Annotated in this window: 15 protein-coding genes; 8 read left to right on the plus strand and 7 right to left on the minus strand. The window is 70.8% G+C overall.

The annotated features are described in order from the left end of the window. Window position 1: 1 nt before the first annotated feature. Both AB0K12_RS43155 and AB0K12_RS43160 read right to left on the minus strand, forming a co-directional pair. Window positions 2-610: a trimeric intracellular cation channel family protein gene (locus AB0K12_RS43155; protein ID WP_355429566.1), complete on the minus strand. Its 609-nt coding sequence runs from the start codon at window positions 608-610 to the stop codon at window positions 2-4. An 11-nt stretch (window positions 611-621) separates the two neighbouring features. Continuing rightward, on the minus strand, window positions 622-2,103 hold the full coding sequence (locus AB0K12_RS43160) for an oligopeptide:H+ symporter (RefSeq protein WP_364574199.1): 1,482 nt from the start codon (window positions 2,101-2,103) through the stop codon (window positions 622-624). A 146-nt stretch (window positions 2,104-2,249) separates the two neighbouring features. Between AB0K12_RS43160 and AB0K12_RS43165 the strand changes: the two genes are divergently transcribed. The 5 genes from AB0K12_RS43165 (at window position 2,250) to AB0K12_RS43185 (ending at window position 8,120) form a co-directional block, all read left to right on the plus strand. After that, a complete protein-coding gene (locus AB0K12_RS43165; protein ID WP_364574201.1) occupies window positions 2,250-4,085 on the plus strand; it encodes an AMP-dependent synthetase/ligase in 1,836 nt (611 codons plus the stop codon). 70 nt (window positions 4,086-4,155) lie between these two features. Then, the gene (locus AB0K12_RS43170) at window positions 4,156-5,439 is read left to right on the plus strand and encodes a hypothetical protein (protein ID WP_364574203.1); all 1,284 of its coding nucleotides are present in this window, start codon (window positions 4,156-4,158) and stop codon (window positions 5,437-5,439) included. Between the two features lie 145 nt (window positions 5,440-5,584). Then, window positions 5,585-6,088 carry a hypothetical protein gene (locus AB0K12_RS43175; RefSeq protein ID WP_364574205.1) on the plus strand — a complete coding sequence of 168 codons (504 nt, stop codon included), beginning with the start codon at window positions 5,585-5,587 and terminating at the stop codon, window positions 6,086-6,088. A 195-nt stretch (window positions 6,089-6,283) separates the two neighbouring features. Further along, on the plus strand, window positions 6,284-7,273 hold the full coding sequence (moaA, locus tag AB0K12_RS43180; protein WP_364574207.1) for a GTP 3',8-cyclase MoaA: 990 nt from the start codon (window positions 6,284-6,286) through the stop codon (window positions 7,271-7,273). Then, entirely contained in the window at window positions 7,266-8,120 is an 855-nt protein-coding gene (locus tag AB0K12_RS43185) for an NTP transferase domain-containing protein (RefSeq protein WP_364574209.1), read from the plus strand. Before moaA ends, AB0K12_RS43185 begins: the two co-directional genes overlap by 8 nt. Window positions 8,121-8,425: 305 nt before the next feature. Here the strand turns inward: AB0K12_RS43185 and AB0K12_RS43190 are convergent, their stop codons facing one another. Next, the gene (locus AB0K12_RS43190) at window positions 8,426-8,740 is read right to left on the minus strand and encodes a DUF3099 domain-containing protein (RefSeq protein WP_355429547.1); all 315 of its coding nucleotides are present in this window, start codon (window positions 8,738-8,740) and stop codon (window positions 8,426-8,428) included. 98 nt (window positions 8,741-8,838) lie between these two features. On the opposite strand from AB0K12_RS43190, the gene AB0K12_RS43195 reads away from it, so the two are divergent. Further along, entirely contained in the window at window positions 8,839-9,051 is a 213-nt protein-coding gene (locus AB0K12_RS43195; protein ID WP_344873910.1) for a dodecin, read from the plus strand. 261 nt (window positions 9,052-9,312) lie between these two features. Here AB0K12_RS43195 and AB0K12_RS43200 read toward each other — a convergent pair whose 3' ends face one another. After that, window positions 9,313-10,680 (minus strand): metallopeptidase TldD-related protein, encoded by a 1,368-nt coding sequence (locus tag AB0K12_RS43200; protein WP_364574212.1) that lies wholly within the window; start codon window positions 10,678-10,680, stop codon window positions 9,313-9,315. Beyond that, window positions 10,677-12,170 carry a TldD/PmbA family protein gene (locus AB0K12_RS43205; RefSeq protein WP_364574214.1) on the minus strand — a complete coding sequence of 498 codons (1,494 nt, stop codon included), beginning with the start codon at window positions 12,168-12,170 and terminating at the stop codon, window positions 10,677-10,679. The genes AB0K12_RS43200 and AB0K12_RS43205 overlap by 4 nt, the downstream gene beginning before the upstream one ends. A gap of 77 nt (window positions 12,171-12,247) precedes the next feature. Between AB0K12_RS43205 and AB0K12_RS43210 the strand changes: the two genes are divergently transcribed. After that, window positions 12,248-12,943, plus strand: coding sequence for a beta-ketoacyl-ACP reductase (locus tag AB0K12_RS43210; RefSeq protein WP_355429537.1), 696 nt, complete (start codon window positions 12,248-12,250; stop codon window positions 12,941-12,943). A gap of 1 nt (window position 12,944) precedes the next feature. After that, window positions 12,945-13,709, plus strand: coding sequence for an enoyl-ACP reductase FabI (fabI, locus tag AB0K12_RS43215; protein WP_364574216.1), 765 nt, complete (start codon window positions 12,945-12,947; stop codon window positions 13,707-13,709). Window positions 13,710-13,795: 86 nt separating this feature from the next. Here the strand turns inward: fabI and AB0K12_RS43220 are convergent, their stop codons facing one another. Together AB0K12_RS43220 and AB0K12_RS43225 are read right to left on the minus strand one after the other, a co-directional pair. After that, on the minus strand, window positions 13,796-14,635 hold the full coding sequence (locus AB0K12_RS43220) for a hypothetical protein (protein ID WP_364574218.1): 840 nt from the start codon (window positions 14,633-14,635) through the stop codon (window positions 13,796-13,798). 148 nt (window positions 14,636-14,783) lie between these two features. Continuing rightward, window positions 14,784-15,731 carry an aldo/keto reductase gene (locus AB0K12_RS43225; RefSeq protein WP_364574220.1) on the minus strand — a complete coding sequence of 316 codons (948 nt, stop codon included), beginning with the start codon at window positions 15,729-15,731 and terminating at the stop codon, window positions 14,784-14,786. Window positions 15,732-15,794 lie beyond the last annotated feature (63 nt).

Raw genomic sequence — 15,794 nt, forward strand, 5'->3', positions numbered from 1 at the left:
CTCACTCGCCGACGCCCCTGGCCAGCGGCGCCCGCCAGTTGCGCCGCATCGCGGCGATCCGCAGCCCGAACGCCAGCACCGCCGCCGCCAGCGTGGCCGGCCAGCCGTGCAGCCCGTACGACGCCAGCCCCGCCATCGCCGCGGACCCCACCAGGGCCGGCACGGCGTAGAGCTGGCGGTCGTACAGCAGGGTCGGGATCTCCCCCGCCAGCACGTCGCGCAGCATGCCGCCGCCGACCGCCGAGGTTACGCCGAGCAGCGAGGCGTGCAGCGGGCTGAGTCCGTACTCCATGGCCTTGGCCGTGCCGACCGCGCAGAACAGCCCGAGCCCGGCCGCGTCCAGCACCAGGATGGCCGGCATCACCCTGGCGACGTGCGGATGCCAGAAGAAGACGATCACTGTGGCGGCCAGCGGCACCAGCACGTAGCCGAGGCTCTGGAAGGCGGCGGGACGCACGTTCAGGATGAGGTCGCGGACGAGGCCGCCGCCCAGCGCGGTGATCTCCGCCAGCACCGCCATGCCGACCACGTCGAGACGTTTGCGCACGCCCATGAGCGCGCCCGACAGCGCGAAGACGAAGATTCCGGCCAGGTCGAGAAGTTCGGACACGTTGGGAATGTCTACCGCATGGCCGGATCGTGGTGCTCGGCCATCATCACCCGCAGCTTCTTCGTGAACATGAACAGCGCCGCCCCCGCCACGATCGCCATCGCCGCCAGCACCAGGTAATAGGCCGGATCCGACAGCACCCGGCCGAGGCGCCCGGTCTGCCCGCCGACGGCGTCGCCCACCGACGTCGCGATGAACCACACGCCCAGCATCTGCCCCTTGAACGCCTCGGGCGCCAGCTTCGTCGTCACCGACAGCCCGACCGGGCTCAGCGACAGCTCGCCGAACACCTGCACCAGATAGACCAGCACCAGCCACCACACCGACACCCTGCCGGTGCCCGCCAGCGCCGCCGCGAGCGCCATCACCACGAAGCTCAGCCCCACCATGACCAGCGCGAACGCGAACTTCTGCGGCGTGCTCACCCGCGTGCCCAGCTTCAGCCACAGCGCCGCGAACACCGGCACGAAGATCATGATGAACAGCGGGTTGAACGACTGCGTGGTGGCCGCCTGGATCGGCAGCCCGAACAGCGACAGGTCGGTGTGGTCGGCGGCGAAGAACAGCAGCTTGCTGGGCGCCAGGTCGTAGATCATCCAGAACACCGCGGCCGCCACGAACAGCCAGATGTAGGCCTTCATCCTGATCCGCTCGTCCTCGGTCAGGTTGTGGCTGCCGAGCAGGATGTAGGCGAAGTAGACGATCGGCACGATCAGGATGAGCACGGTGATCACCACCGTGAGCCGGTCGATCGTCAGCGTCCCCGTCGCCGCCCACACGCCCAGCGCGACCGCGACGAGCGCCACGGCGGCGAGCGCGATGCCGGTGAAGCGGCGCCGCTCGCGCCGGGTCAGGCGCAGGCCGGGCCGCTCGCCGACGCCGCGCAGGCTCTTGCCGCCCCACACGTACTGCACCAGGCCCAGCGCCATGCCGACCGCCGCCGCGCCGAACCCGAGATGCCAGCGGTCGCCCGCGGCCAGCCAGCCCACGACGATCGGGGCGAAGAACGCGCCCAGATTGATGCCCAGGTAGAACAGCGAGAAGCCGGAGTCCCTGCGCGCGTCGTCGCCCTCGGGATAGAGCCGGCCCACCATGACCGAGATGTTCGGCTTGAGCAGGCCGGTGCCCGTGATGATGAGCAGCAGGCCCAGCCAGACGAAGAACGGCGTCGTCACCGGGATCGCCATGCTGATGTGCCCCAGCATGATGACGAACCCGCCCCAGAACACCGACCGGCGCGCCCCCAGGATGCGGTCGGCGACCCAGCCGCCGGGCAGCGCCACCAGGTAGATGAGCGCGCCGTAGACGCCGACGACCGCCTGCGCCGTCTCCTGCGACAGGCCCAGCCCCTGGTGGGCGGGCGATGCGGCCATGAACGTGGCCAGGATCGCGCGCAGGCCGTACCAGGAGAAGCGCTCCCACATCTCGGTGCAGAACAGCGTGGCCAGCCCCCACGGATGCCCGAAGAACGTCCTGCCGCCACCGTTACTCACGCGGGCCCCCCATGCACCATGCGCATTCTTACGATCACTGTACGTGAACAACACGGATCTTTCTCCGCAAGCTCTTGCCGGTACCCGCGCGCTGTGGTGCGATGCATGCCACTCGCATAAGTGATTACTGACAGGAGGCGGGTGCCATGGCCGAAGTCCTTGACGTCCGGGCCGAGATCCTGCGAGAGATCGCCGGCCGTACCGTCTGCGAGCAGCTCGCGAAGGCTGCCGAGCAGCATGACGACGCGCCCGCCTACTCCGACCCGGAAGGGGACGGCTGGCGCACGCTCACCTACGCCGAGGCCCGCACACGGGTGCTGGAGATCGCCGCCGGTTTCGCCGCGCTCGGCCTGCGGCCGGGGGAGTCGGTGGCGCTCATGATGGTCAACCGCAGCGAGCACGTGCTGGCCGACCTGGGCGCCGTGCACGCCGGCGGGGTGGGCTGCACGATCTACTCGACGTTCGCGCCCGACCAGATCGCGTTCGTGGCCGGCGACGTCGGCGCCCGCTACGCCGTGCTCGGCGGCCCCGCCGAGCTGGCCCGCTGGGAGCCCGTGCTCGACCACCTCGACGGCCTGCGCACGATCATCATGCTGGACGGCGCCCCCGCCGGCGACCGCTTCATGACCTGGGACGCCTTCCTCGACCTCGGCCGCGAACGCCTGGCCGCCGACCCCGGCGCCGTCGAGGCCCGCTGGCGCGCGGTCACCCCCGAGGACGTCGCCACCGTGCTCTACACCTCAGGCACCACCGGCACCCCCAAGGGCGTGCCGCTCACCCACACCAACATCTTCTACGAGGTCGCCGCCACCGACCGGATGACCTCGCTGCCCGAGCGCGGCACCCAGATCTCCTACCTCACCTACGCCCACATCGCCGAGCGCATACTCAGCCTTTACCTGCCGCTGGTGAAGGTCTCCCACGTGCACTTCTGCACCGACCTCGCCAACCTCGGCACCACGCTCGGGCAGGTCAGGCCGATGATGTTCTTCGGCGTGCCGCGCGTGTGGGAGAAGATGATGGCCAGGCTGCAGGCCGTGCTCGCCACCCAGCCCGCGGAGCAGCAGGCCGCCGTACGCGCCGCCATGGCCGCCGGGGCCGCCTACGTCGAGGCCGGCCAGTACGGCCGCACGATGACGCCCGAGATCCAGGCCGCTTTCGAGAAGGCCGACGCGTCCCTGCTGTCCGTCATCCGCGGCCTGATCGGCTTCGACCGCGCCGAGTGGACCGCCACCGGCGCCGCCCCCTTAGCCGACGAGGTACGCCACTTCTACGCCGGTCTCGGCCTCAAGGTCATCGACGTGTACGGCATGACCGAGACCACCGGCGCCTTCACCGGCAACAGCCCCGCCTGCTACCGCCTCGGCAGCGTCGGCATGGCCGAGCCGGGCGTCGAGGTCCGCATCGCCGAGGACGGCGAGATCCTCACCCGCAGCCCGCTCAACACCGCCGGCTACCTCAACAGGCCCGAGGCCACCGCCGGGTTCATCGACGCCGACGGCTGGCTGCACACCGGCGACATCGGCGCCGTGGACGAGGACGGCTTCTACCGCGTCGTCGACCGCAAGAAAGAGCTGATCATCACCGCGGGCGGCGAGAACATCTCACCCGCCGAGATCGAGAACCACCTCAAGCAGCACCTCCTCATCGGCCAGGCGCTCGCCTACGGCGACCGGCGCCCGCACACCGTCGCCATCCTCACGCTCGACGCCGAGACCGCGCCAGGCTGGGCGCAGTCGCGCGGCGTCACCTTCGGCTCGCTCGCCGAGCTGGCCGAGCACCCCGAGGTGCTCAAAGAGGTGGAGGAGGCGGTACGCGCGGCCAACGAGAAACTGGCCCGCGTGCAGCAGGTGAAGAAATGGGCACTGCTCGGCGTGGAATGGACGGCCGAGACCGAGGAGCTCACCCCGAGCCTCAAACTGAAGAGGCGGATCATCCACTCGAAGTACGCCGACATCATCGAAGGGCTCTATTCAGGCTGATCCTGGCTTTGCCATTCGGGGCGTGTGTTGTGGCTGTGCCCATTACCGGCCGGTTCCTACCGTCTCGATCATGACCACAAGCCGAAGCCTTCTTCTCGTCTCGCTCGCGGCGGGGTCGCTCACGGTGCCCGCACCGGCTGCCTCCGCCGCGACCGAGCCCGCCATCCGTGCCATCACCGTACGACCCGCGCAACCGGTGGTCGGGGCGCACGGCTCCGTCCGGCTGGTGATCGACGTGATCGCCAGAGGGGTGCGGGGTAAGGACGGCGTCACCGTCAAGGTCGAACCCGGCGCCCCACCGGCCGGCGCCCCGCAGCCACGTCCCGCCACCCCACCCGTCACCGCCCCCCAGAACCCGGCGCCTCCCGCCCAGACCGGCACCCCGGTCACACCACCCGGCGACACCGAGACCCCGGAGCAGGACGAGCCCGAGGAGGCGGTCCAGCAGCCGCCTCAGCAGCCGCCTCAGCAGGAGGCGCAGGAGGAGACCCAGGAAGCGGCTCAAGAAGCGGCTCAGGGCACAGCCCAGTCCGACGCCCAGAGCCCCGCGCGGTCCGACGCGCAGGCCGGCACTCAAACCGGCACCCAAACCGGCACTCAGCCTGGCGCCCAGGCCGACGCCCAGGTCCCGGTGAAGGCTCCTCCCGCCCTCGCGCCCGGCCGGCAGCCCGCCCAGCAGCACGCGATCACCCCGGCCCGCGCCACCCAGACGCCCGCGACCGCGCAGGCCGGCGTGCGGCCGCCCGCCCAGCAGCCCGCGTCCCAGCAGCACGTCATGAACCCGCAGCCGGTCCAGGTCGGGGTGACGGCGCCCAAGGTCGGCGTCCAGCCCCAGACCGGCGAGGTGATCCCGCCCCGGCTGGTGTGGCGCCGCATCCCGGTGCCGCCCGCCCGGATGGCCGACGGCTGGGAGACGTGGCGCTTCCTGCCGGACAAGCGCCTGAACCGCTACTACCCGGCCGGCACCTGGACGATCACCGCCACGGCCAAGGGCAAGGACGGGAAGACGGCCGTCCAGTACGCCTCGTTCGAGCTCAAGCGGGAGAGCAGGCTGTCGTCCGTACGGGCGGAGAAGTCGGCCCGCGGCGACGGCGTGCGCCTGCGCGGCTCGCTCACCAGGGTCGATCCGCGCGGCCTGACCGACTACGGCCCGTTCGCCAAGCAGCGCCTGGAGATCCTCTGGCGTCCCGACACCACCTCGGCCTGGGAGAAGGCGGGCCAGGCGACGACGGACGCGTCCGGCGCGTTCGTCCAGACGGTGCAGGGGCGTACCGGTGGTTATTGGCGCGTCCGCTACACCGGAACTGGACATTACGCACCAGACACTTCAAAAGCGCACCAAATCGCACAGTAGGCCGTTCCGGTAATGGACGTGCGCAAACGCGTCGTTGCCGATTCGTGATCGGCTTTACTGCAACTTTTTCTTCCCCATGCGCGTCTATTGGCGGTGATGTGCCCCGCTTCGGGGGCCGTCTCGCAAACGGGGAAGGAATGTTGTCTTGAAGATGCGACGTCTAGCCGCCGGCCTGGCGGCTGCTGCCATGGGCGCGACGGTGGTGGCGACCTCCGCCGCCACGCCCGCGCTCGCGGACCCGGGCCTCGACCCGGATGTCGCGGGCGGCCACACCAGCCTCCAGCTCGACGTGAACCCCGAGCCCGCGTTCCGGGGCCGCCCCCTGTACATCGGGGGCAAGCTCTCGGTCCAGTGCGAGGAGGACTACATCAAGGGCTTCGTGTCGGTGATCCACTCCGACCGTTGCAAGAAGCAGGAGACCTGGCACCGCCTGGCCTGGAAGCGGGTCGTCATCCTCTTCCAGCCGGCCGGCAGCGGCCGCTGGGAGCACGTCGACACCGTGCGCACGCGCGGCAACGGCCACTTCGCGCTCAAGGTCCCGGCCCGTTCCTCGGGCACCTGGCGCGCGGTGTTCGAGGGCAGCAGGCACCTGGCTCCGTCCGAGGGCAAGGACTGGGTGAAGGTCATCGGCCGCCGCCACCACCACTAGTCACATCTCGGTGAACGCCCGGCCGCACCGGCCGGGCGTTCGTCATCTCCGGGCGAACCCCCGCAACCTTGGACGTGAGCGTGGAATCGATCTAGGGAACAATGTGTTATCGAGGCACAAACCAGGGGATTTCCGGCCCGGCGTAAGGCCGACGTAGGCTGGCGATCCGGGCACACGAACAGGAGGTGACGCCCCGTGTTGCGAGACTCGTTCGGACGGGTGGCGACGGATCTGAGGGTGTCCCTCACCGACAAATGCAACCTGCGCTGCACATACTGCATGCCGCCCGAGGGCCTCGACTGGCTCCCGAAGCCCGAGCTCCTCACCGCCGACGAGATCGTCCGCCTGGTCACCATCGGCGTCGAACGCCTCGGCATCACCGAGGTCCGCTACACCGGCGGCGAGCCACTCCTGCGCCGCGAACTCGTCGACATCGTCGCCCGCACCACCGTGCTCAGCCCCCGCCCGCAGGTCTCGCTGACCAGCAACGGCATCGGGCTGGCCCGCCTGGCCGAGCCGCTGGCCGCCGCCGGGCTCGACCGGGTCAACGTCTCGCTCGACACCCTCGACCCCGGCACGTTCAAGCGGCTCGCCCACCGCGACAGGCACGCCGACGTCATCGCGGGACTGGCCGCCGCCGACGCCGCCGGGCTGCGCCCCGTCAAGATCAACGCCGTGCTGATGCGCGGCATCAACGACCACGAGGCGGTGCCGCTGCTGCGCTGGGCCCTCGACCAGGGCTACGAGCTGCGCTTCATCGAGCAGATGCCGCTCGACGCCCAGCACGGCTGGAGCCGCGCCGACATGGTGACCGCCGACGAGATCCTGGGGCTGCTGTCCGACGCGTTCGACCTCACCCCCGACGACCTCGAAGAGCGCGGCAGCGCCCCGGCCGAGCGGTTCCTCGTGGACGGCGGCCCCGACAGGGTCGGCGTGATCGGCTCGGTGACGCGGCCGTTCTGCGGCGCCTGCGACCGGGTCAGGCTCACCGCCGACGGCCAGGTGCGCAACTGCCTGTTCGCCACCGAGGAGTCCGACCTGAAGACCGCGATGCGCGCGGGGGCCTCCGACGACGAGCTGGCCGAGCGCTGGCTGGCCGCCGTGGCACGCAAGCGCGCCGGCCACGGCATCGACGACCCCACCTTCCTCCAGCCGGCCCGCCCCATGTCCGCCATCGGTGGCTGACGACCCTGCCCCGTCGCTCCCTGGCGCGGGGTTCGGCGCGGGGTTCGACGCGGGGTTCGACGCGGTGATCCTGGCCGGAGGGCGGGCCAGGCGGCTGGGCGGAGCGGACAAACCGGCGCTCACCGTGGGCGGCAGGCCGCTCGTCGAGCACGTCATCGCGGCCGTCTCCGGCGCCGGCGCCATCGTCGTCGCGGGCCCGGAGCGGCGGCCCGTGCCCGGTGTGGTCTACGTCCGTGAGGAGCCGCCGGGGAGCGGACCCGTGCCCGCGCTCGCCGCCGCGCTGCCGCACGTGACGTCCGGCTGGGTGATGGTGCTGGCGGGTGACCTGCCGTTCATGGGGGCGGGCCACGTCGCCGCGCTCCTTCGGGCCGCCCGCGAGGCGGGCGGCGGCGCCGTACTCCTGGATGACGGCGGGCGGGAGCAGTGGCTGGCCGGCGCGTGGCCGGCGGACGGGCTGAAGACCGGGCTCGCCGCTTACGACGGCCGCTCACTCAGGGGCCTGCTCGCCCCCCTCGTACGCGTCCGGCTCACCTTGCCAGGGCGCCCCTGGTTCGACTGCGACACAATGGACGACCTGGAGGAGGCTCGCATGAACGTACTGCACGAATGGACCATCCTGGCCTGCAAGGAGCTGGGCGTCGACCCGGCCCGCGTGGACCGCGACCAGATCCTCGACCTCACCAAGGAGGTCGCCCACGGGGTGGCGAGGCCCGCCGCGCCGCTCACGGCGTACCTGCTGGGGCTCGCCCAGGGTGCCGGCACGGCTCCTGAGGACGCTGTGGCCAGACTGACCACATTGGCGAAGAACTGGAGCCGCGCTACCGAGGAGACCCTGACCGACGACTGACACTCGAACGAACTCTTGAAGTCAAGCTCGTCCCTTCCCTGAAGATTTCCTGTGAATAACGGGGAGGGAGCGAGTGTAAACGATTTCGGGAAAGCCGCCCTATCGAACTCGGGGCGATGGCGAGCGTTGATCCACCACTAACCGGGAAAAGGGCGACGCCGGGTGGTTACGGGGGCAAACCACCCGGCGTCGCTTCATCGGCGTTCCGACGGGGGCCCGGAACGCCGGCACCAGCACTCCGACGGGGGACCGGAGCGCTTGGCTAAAGCGTACACCTACAACCCATGGGATGCGTCAAGACTTAGTCACGACCCGATCTCGCGTCGATGCAGCGGTATCTCGGTTTGGTTAGCCTCCGGGGACTGAAAGGTAGGCGGCGGACCAGGGTTCCCCCTCTCATTGGCCCCGATTACCGCTATGTATGGCAAAAAGACCGCGCCTGCGATGAACAGCAGCCGGTACGGCCACGGCACCGGCACCACGACCGCCAGGATCAGGCAGATCGTGCGGATCCCCATCTTGATCAGGTAGCTGATCTCGCGCTTGTGTATGTCGGCCGACAGCGACGGCTTGGCGTCGGTGACCTGGTGGACTTCCGGTTTCCTGCGCCACCCCTTCATACCTTCCACGGTAGTCCCGCCATGCCGAGCTCACTACCGCGCCCCGGCAGGGAGCGGGGGTCATGCGACCATGGCCTTCTAGTAAGGAGGATGTGGAGATGACGGATCGCACGTACCGCGTGACCGAGATCGTCGGCACCTCAGGGGAGAGCGTCGACCAGGCCATCCGCAACGGCCTCAGGCGGGCCTCCGAGACCCTGCGGCACCTCGACTGGTTCGAGGTGACGGAGATCAGAGGGCACCTCGACGCGGGAGAGGTCGCTCACTTCCAGGTCGGCATGAAGGTCGGCTTCCGCCTCGAAGACGCCTGAGCCGGCACGAGACCCACGCAAAGCCCCGGAGGCCGTTCAGGCCCCGAGAGGGCGCCGAAACGGCCGCACAAGCGCCTCACGGCGGCCCAGCCGGCCGCGGTGAGAAGAAGGCCAGGACATGAGGCGGCCGGGCCCGAAGGGGCTGGGCCCGAAGCGGCCGGGCTCAAGCGGCCGGGCTGGAGACGATCCGGGCGTGTGACCTCCGGGCGCGAAGCGGCCCTGGTCTCCCGCGATGAGCGGGGGACCAGGGCCGCTGGGGGGTCAGCTCGCCTGGCTGACCGTGGACATGTTGAAGTCGGGCACGCGTACCGCCGGCATGACCGTCCGCTGGAAGTAGTCGTTCCACTCCCGGGGCAGCGTCCGCTGTCCAGCACCCACCTCGGTCATCCGGCCGAGCAGGTCGACGGGGCTCTCGTTGAAGCGGAAGTTGTTGACCTCGCCCACGACCTCCCCGTGCTCGACCAGGTAGACCCCGTCGCGGGTCAGCCCGGTCAGCAGCAGCGACTGGGGATCGACCTCGCGGATGTACCACAGGCAGGTGACCAGGAGCCCCCGCTGGGTCGAGGCGATCATGTCGTCGATGGAGGCCTCGCCGGGCCCCGCCATGATCAGGTTGTCGATGGAGGGCGTCACCGGCAGCCCGCTCAGCTCGGCCGAGTGGCGGGTCTGCAGCAGCGCCTCCAGCCGCCCGTCCTTGATCCAGTCGGTACGCGACAGCGGCAGCCCGTTGTCGAACACCGAGCTCTCCCGGCTGGACCGGTGGGCCGTCACGAACGGCGCGCACGCGATGCCGGGCGCCGCGGGGTCGCTCGTCAGCGTGACGGGCAGCCTGGCGAACTGCTCGCCGACGCGGGTGCCGCCGCCCGGCTTGGAGAACACCGTGCGTCCGTCGAGCGCGTCACGCGCTCCCGACGACCAGAACATGTAGATCATCAGGTCGGCCACCGCGCTCGGCGGCAGCAGCGTCTCGTAACGGCCCGCGGGCAGGTCGACGCGGTTCTTCGCCCATTCGAGCCGCTGCGCCAGCGACGCGCCGAGCGCCGAGACGTCGACGTCGGTGAAGTCCTCGGTGGACACGCCCGTCCACGCCGACCGCTTGAGATCGGCGGACTTGGCGTTGACCTCCAGCCGCCCGGTCGGCTGGTCGTGGCGCAGCCGCACCCCGGCGGACGTGCCGAGGAACGTGGAGGTCATCTTGTGCTCGGCGAACCCGTACAGCCGCCTGCCGCCCGCCTCCGCCGTCGCGAACGCCTCACCGAGCGCGGGGGTGAACCGCCCGAACACCTCGATGTCGGTCGGCCGCACCTCCTCGCCCCAGTGCGGCGCCGTGGGGCCGGCCTCGACCAGCGGCCTGGCGTCCTCGGCCGGCTGGGCATCGCGCGCCGCCGCGTCGGCCGCCGCCACCACGTCGGGCAGCTGCTCGTCGCGTACGGCCGCCCGCGACACCACGCCGACCTGCTGACCGGAGATCGAGATGACGGTCAGCCGGGACGAGCGGGCGACGCCGTTGGTGGTCAGCGTGTTGCCCGCGAAGCGCAGGTTGGCGGTGGAGCCCTCGTCGACCAGCACCACGCAGTCGTCGTTACGGGAGAGCTCCAGCGCCCTCTCCACCATCTCCTGAGGCGTCACTTCCCGCCCTCCTGCACCGTGTTGAGGATTCGTACGCCGCGGAACAGCGCCGACGGGCACCCGTGGCTGACCGGCGCGACCTGCCCCGGCTGGCCCTTGCCGCAGTTGAACGCGCCGCCGAGCACGTAGGTCTCCGGCCCGCCGACCGCCTCCATCGACTGCCAGAAGTCGGTGGTCGTGGCCTGGTAGGCGAAGTCCTTGACCTGCCCGTCCAGCCGGCCGCCGGTGATGCGGTAGGCCCGCTGGGCCGTGAACTGGAAGTTGTAGCGCTGCATGTCGATCGACCAGCTCTTGTCGCCGACGAGGTAGATGCCCCGCTCGACGCCCGCGATCAGCTCGTCGGTCGACGGCCCGCCCGGAGCGGGGACGAGCGAGACGTTCGCCATGCGCTGGATCGGCATGTGGCCGGGCGAGTCGGCGAACGCGCAGCCGTTGGAGCGCCCGAGCCCCTTCATCAGCGCCATGCGCCGGTCGAGCTGGTAGCCGACCAGCACGCCGTCCTTGATGATGTCGAAGCTCTGCGCCTGCACGCCCTCGTCGTCGTAGCCGACCGTGGACAGGCCGTGGGCGACGGTGCGGTCGCCGGTCACGTTCATCACGGGTGAGCCGTAGACCAGCTCGCCGAGCTGGTCGAACGTGGCGAAGCTGGTGCCGGCGTAGGCGGCCTCGTAGCCGAGCGCCCGGTCGAGCTCGGTGGCGTGGCCGATCGACTCGTGGATCGTCAGCCACAGGTTGGACGGGTCGATGACCAGGTCGTATGCGCCGGCCTCGACGGACGGCGCGGCCAGCTTCTCGGCCAGCAGCTCGGGCAGCCTGGCCAGCTCGCCCTGCCAGTCCCAATGGGAGCCGGTCAGGTATTCGTAGCCGCGGCCGACCGGCGGCGCGATCGTGGACATGTCGTCGAAGCCGCCGCCCGCCGCCTTCATGGCGTTGAACCGGGGATGGATCCGCACCCGCTGCTGGGTGGTCGAGGTGCCGGCGGTGTCGGCGTAGAACTTCTGCTCCTTGACCTGCAGCAGCCGCGCCGAGACGTGGTCGGCGCCCTTGAGCAGCCCGGCCGACCAGTCGGCCAGCAGGCTCACCTTGTCGGACGCGGCCACCTCGAACGGGTCGATCTCGTAGTCGGACACCCACACCGCGCCGGAGTGCACCGGCTCGGGCGCCAGCTCGATGGGCTCCCTGTTGATCGGGGCGCTCACCTCCGCCACGCGCACCGCCTGCTCGGCCACCACGGCGGCGGCCTCGGGCGTCAGGCGGATGCCGGAGGCGAAGCCCCAGGTGCCGCCCTTGACCACGCGCACCGCGTAGCCCAGGTCGTCGGCGTCCATGGCGCCTTCGAGCCGGGCGTCATAGAGGTTGAGCGACTCTGCCCTGACGCGTTCGAGCCGGAAGTCGGCGTGCTCGGCGCCGAGGTCGCGAGCGCGTTGCAGAGCGGCGTCCGCGAGCTGCCGCAACGGCAGCTCCAGGAAATCGGGATCGATCTGGCGCATGTCCACGATCCTAACCCTGTGATCTTGTGCCACCCGGACAAGCGGATACCCGCCGGTAGGGGATAGCGTCAGGTGTCATGGCACGCTCTGTACTCGTCACCGGGGGCAATCGCGGCATAGGCCTCGCGATCGCCCGTGAACTCGCCGCGGCAGGCGACGCCGTCGCGGTCACCTATCGATCGGGTGAGCCGCCCGAGGGCCTGTTCGGCGTGCGCTGCGACGTCACCAGCACCGCCGACGTCGAGGCCGCCTTCGACAAGGTCGAGGCCGAGCACGGCCCGGTCGAGGTGCTGGTCTCCAACGCCGGCATCACCAAGGACACGCTGCTGGCCATGATGAAGGAGGAGACCTTCACCGAGGTCATCGACGCCAACCTCACCGGCGCCTACCGCGTGGCCAAGCGGGCCATCAGGCCCATGATGCGGCTCAAGCGCGGCCGCATCGTTCTCATCTCCTCCGTCGTCGGCCTCAGCGGCCAGGCCGGCCAGGCCAACTACGCCGCCTCCAAGGCGGGCCTGGTCGGGTTCGCCCGCTCGCTGGCCCGCGAATACGGCTCGCGCAACATCACCGTCAACGTCGTCTCGCCCGGCTTCGTCAACACCGACATGACCGCCGAGCTCGACCACGAGGCCATCGTCTCCAACATCCCGCTCGGGCGGCAGGCCGCGCCCGAGGAGATCGCGCGCGTCGTGCGCTTCCTGACCAGCGACGACGCCTCCTACATCACCGGGGCCGTGATCCCCGTCGACGGCGGACTCGGAATGGGGCACTGACATGGGCATTCTCGACGGCAAGCGGATCCTCGTCAGCGGCGTGCTGACCGACTCCTCCATCGGCTACGCGGTGGCCAAGCTGGCCCAGGAAGAGGGCGCGACGGTCGTGCTGACCGGCTTCGGCCGGCTCAGCCTCGTCGAGCGCATCGCCAAGCGGCTGCCCGAACCGGCGCCGGTGCTGGAGCTCGACGTCCAGAACACCGAACACCTCGCCACCCTCGCCGACCGCGTGGGCGAGCACGTCGACGGGCTCGACGGCGTCGTCCACTCCATCGGCTTCGCGCCGCAGAGCGCACTCGGCGGCAACTTCCTCAACACCCCGTGGGAGGACGTCGCGACCGCGCTCCAGGTCTCGACGTACTCCTACAAGTCGCTCGCGGTGGCCTGCCTGCCGCTGATGAAGGAGGGCGGCGCGGTCGTCGGCCTCGACTTCGACGCCTCCAAGGCGTGGCCGGTCTACGACTGGATGGGCGTCGCCAAGGCCGGGCTCGAGTCCTGCAACCGCTACCTCGCCCGCGACCTCGGCAAGCACGACATCCGCGTCAACCTGGTCGCGGCCGGTCCGCTGCGGACGATGGCGGCCAGGTCGATCCCCGGCTTCCAGGAGTTCGAGGACAGCTGGCCCGCGAAGGCGCCGCTGGGCTGGGACCTCGCCGACACGCTGCCCACCGCCCGCGCGTGCGTGGCGCTGCTGTCCGACTGGTTCCCCGCGACGACGGGCGAGATCGTCCACGTCGACGGCGGCGTCCACGCCATCGGCGGCTGACCCTTTCCAGCAGAAGACCCCTGGCTCCTGAGCCGGGGGTCTTCTGCTGTCCTGGCGGGTTCTCGGGCCCTGATCGAGGGCGCTGCTCAGGCCAGGCGGTGGCGGCCGTTGCCGGCGTGGGCGGGCTCGAAGGGGATCGACTCGGCAGGCTCGTTGCCGTGCCGCCGCTGCTGGACGATCCGGGTCGCCAGCACCGCGGAGCCGAGCAGCGCGATGGTCAGCACGGTGCCGATCACGTCGGAGGCCGGCGGGCTGGGCCGTACGACGCGCTGGTCCTGCATCGGCACGGCCAGCTCGTGCTGGAACGGGTTGGGCCACAGCAGGTCGACCCGCGGCTCCTCGGCGTGCGCGGTCTTCTTCTTCGGCGCCGCCCGATGGACGCCGCTCTCCTGCCGCTCGGGCCGGGTCGTCCGCGGCCTGGCGGGCACCGGCTGGGGGAGCGAGGTGGCGGTGGCGGAGATGAGGCCCTCGCCGGGCTGCTCGGTGCGGGTGGCCGACGGCGAGGCGGAGGGCTGGGGCGTGAGCCGGTCGACGGTGCTCTGATCGGTGCACGACAGCACGGACAGGCATTCCTCGTCGCGCTCGGGCTCCCGGGTCGGCCTGGGCGTGGTGGCGGGCCGCTCATCCTCCTCGTCGGGGGCGGACTTGGCGCGCCCGTTCGGCAGCACCTCGCCGACCCGCCCGAGCACCTCGTCGGTGGTCCTGTCGAGCCCCTCGGTCACCTTGCTGGTGGTGCCGCCGGTCAGCGTGTCGACCGTGCCGGTGACGGCCTGGACGACGTCGCACAGGGTGTTGGTCACCCCCGAGAGCAGACCCCCGTCGCGCGTGCAGTCCTGGGCGGTGGCCGACGCGGCGGGAGCACCCACCGGGACGGCCACCAGCGCCACCGCGAGTACTCCGACCGAGATCGCGGTTCTGGTCCCCATCCGTCCCCTCCTGCGTCGCTTCCGGAAGAAATCTTGCTGGACATCGGCCGGAAGACGCAGGCTTTTCGTGGCTGAAGTTGCGATTCGGTATCGACTAGTGATACGCGAGGGCACCTCTCGTTCAGTGCGGCGGTGGCGGGCGGCCGCCTCAGTCGAGTGACGACACGTCATCGAGGGCCTCTCGGATCTCTATCGGCAGCACGACGTCCTCGGCGGGCAGGACGCCTTTGAGCTGCGCGTGCGTACGGGCGCCGACGATGGCGGAGGCGACGCCCGGCTGGTCGCGCACCCATGACAGGGCCACGGCCAGCGGCGACACGCCGAGGCCGTCGGCCGCGGTCATGACGGACTCGACGACCCGGCGGCTGCGCTCGTCCAGATAGGGGCGGACGAAGTCGGCGAAGTGGGGCGTCGCGGCCCGCGAGTCGGCGGGGATGCCGGTGCGGTATTTGCCGGTCAGCACTCCGCGCCCGAGCGGTGACCAGGCCAGCACGCCGACGCCGAGGTGTGCGGCGGCGGGCAGCAGCTCGCGCTCGGGCTCACGGGCCAGCAGCGAGTATTCGGTCTGGGCCGCGGTGATCGGGATGCGGCCGGGGACCATCTTCTGGGTGACGGCGGCGGCGGCGAGCTGCCAGCCGGTGTAGTCGCAGACGCCGGCGTAGACGGCGCGGCCGGAGGAGACGATCGCGTCGAGCGCGGCGAGGGTCTCCTCCAGCGGCACCTCCTCGTCATAGGTGTGCAGCTGCCACAGGTCGACGTAGTCGAGCCCGAGGCGGTTGAGCGAGTCGTCGACGGCGGCGATGAGGTGGCGCCTGGAGGCGTCGCGCGGGCGGCGGCCCGCGGGCGTGACCACGGCCTTGGTGGAGATGACCAGCTCCGAGCGCGGCACGGAGTCGCGCAGCATGCGGCCGAGCAGCCGCTCGGCGTCGCCGCCCGTGTAGACGTCGGCGGTGTCGACCAGGTTGCCGCCCGCGTCGAGGAACGTGCGGAGCTGGGCCGCGGCCTCGTCCGCGTCGGTGTCACGCCCCCAGGTCATCGTGCCGAGCCCCAGCCGGGACACCGACAGGCCGCTGTGGCCGACATAGCGCTGCTCCATGATCCCGCCAGGTTACCGTTCAGGCCGATGAAACGTCGTGATCGACGCCTGCGACACTTGCGG

This window comes from Nonomuraea sp. NPDC049419, assembly GCF_040676995.1.
Lineage (GTDB): Bacteria > Actinomycetota > Actinomycetes > Streptosporangiales > Streptosporangiaceae > Nonomuraea > Nonomuraea salmonea.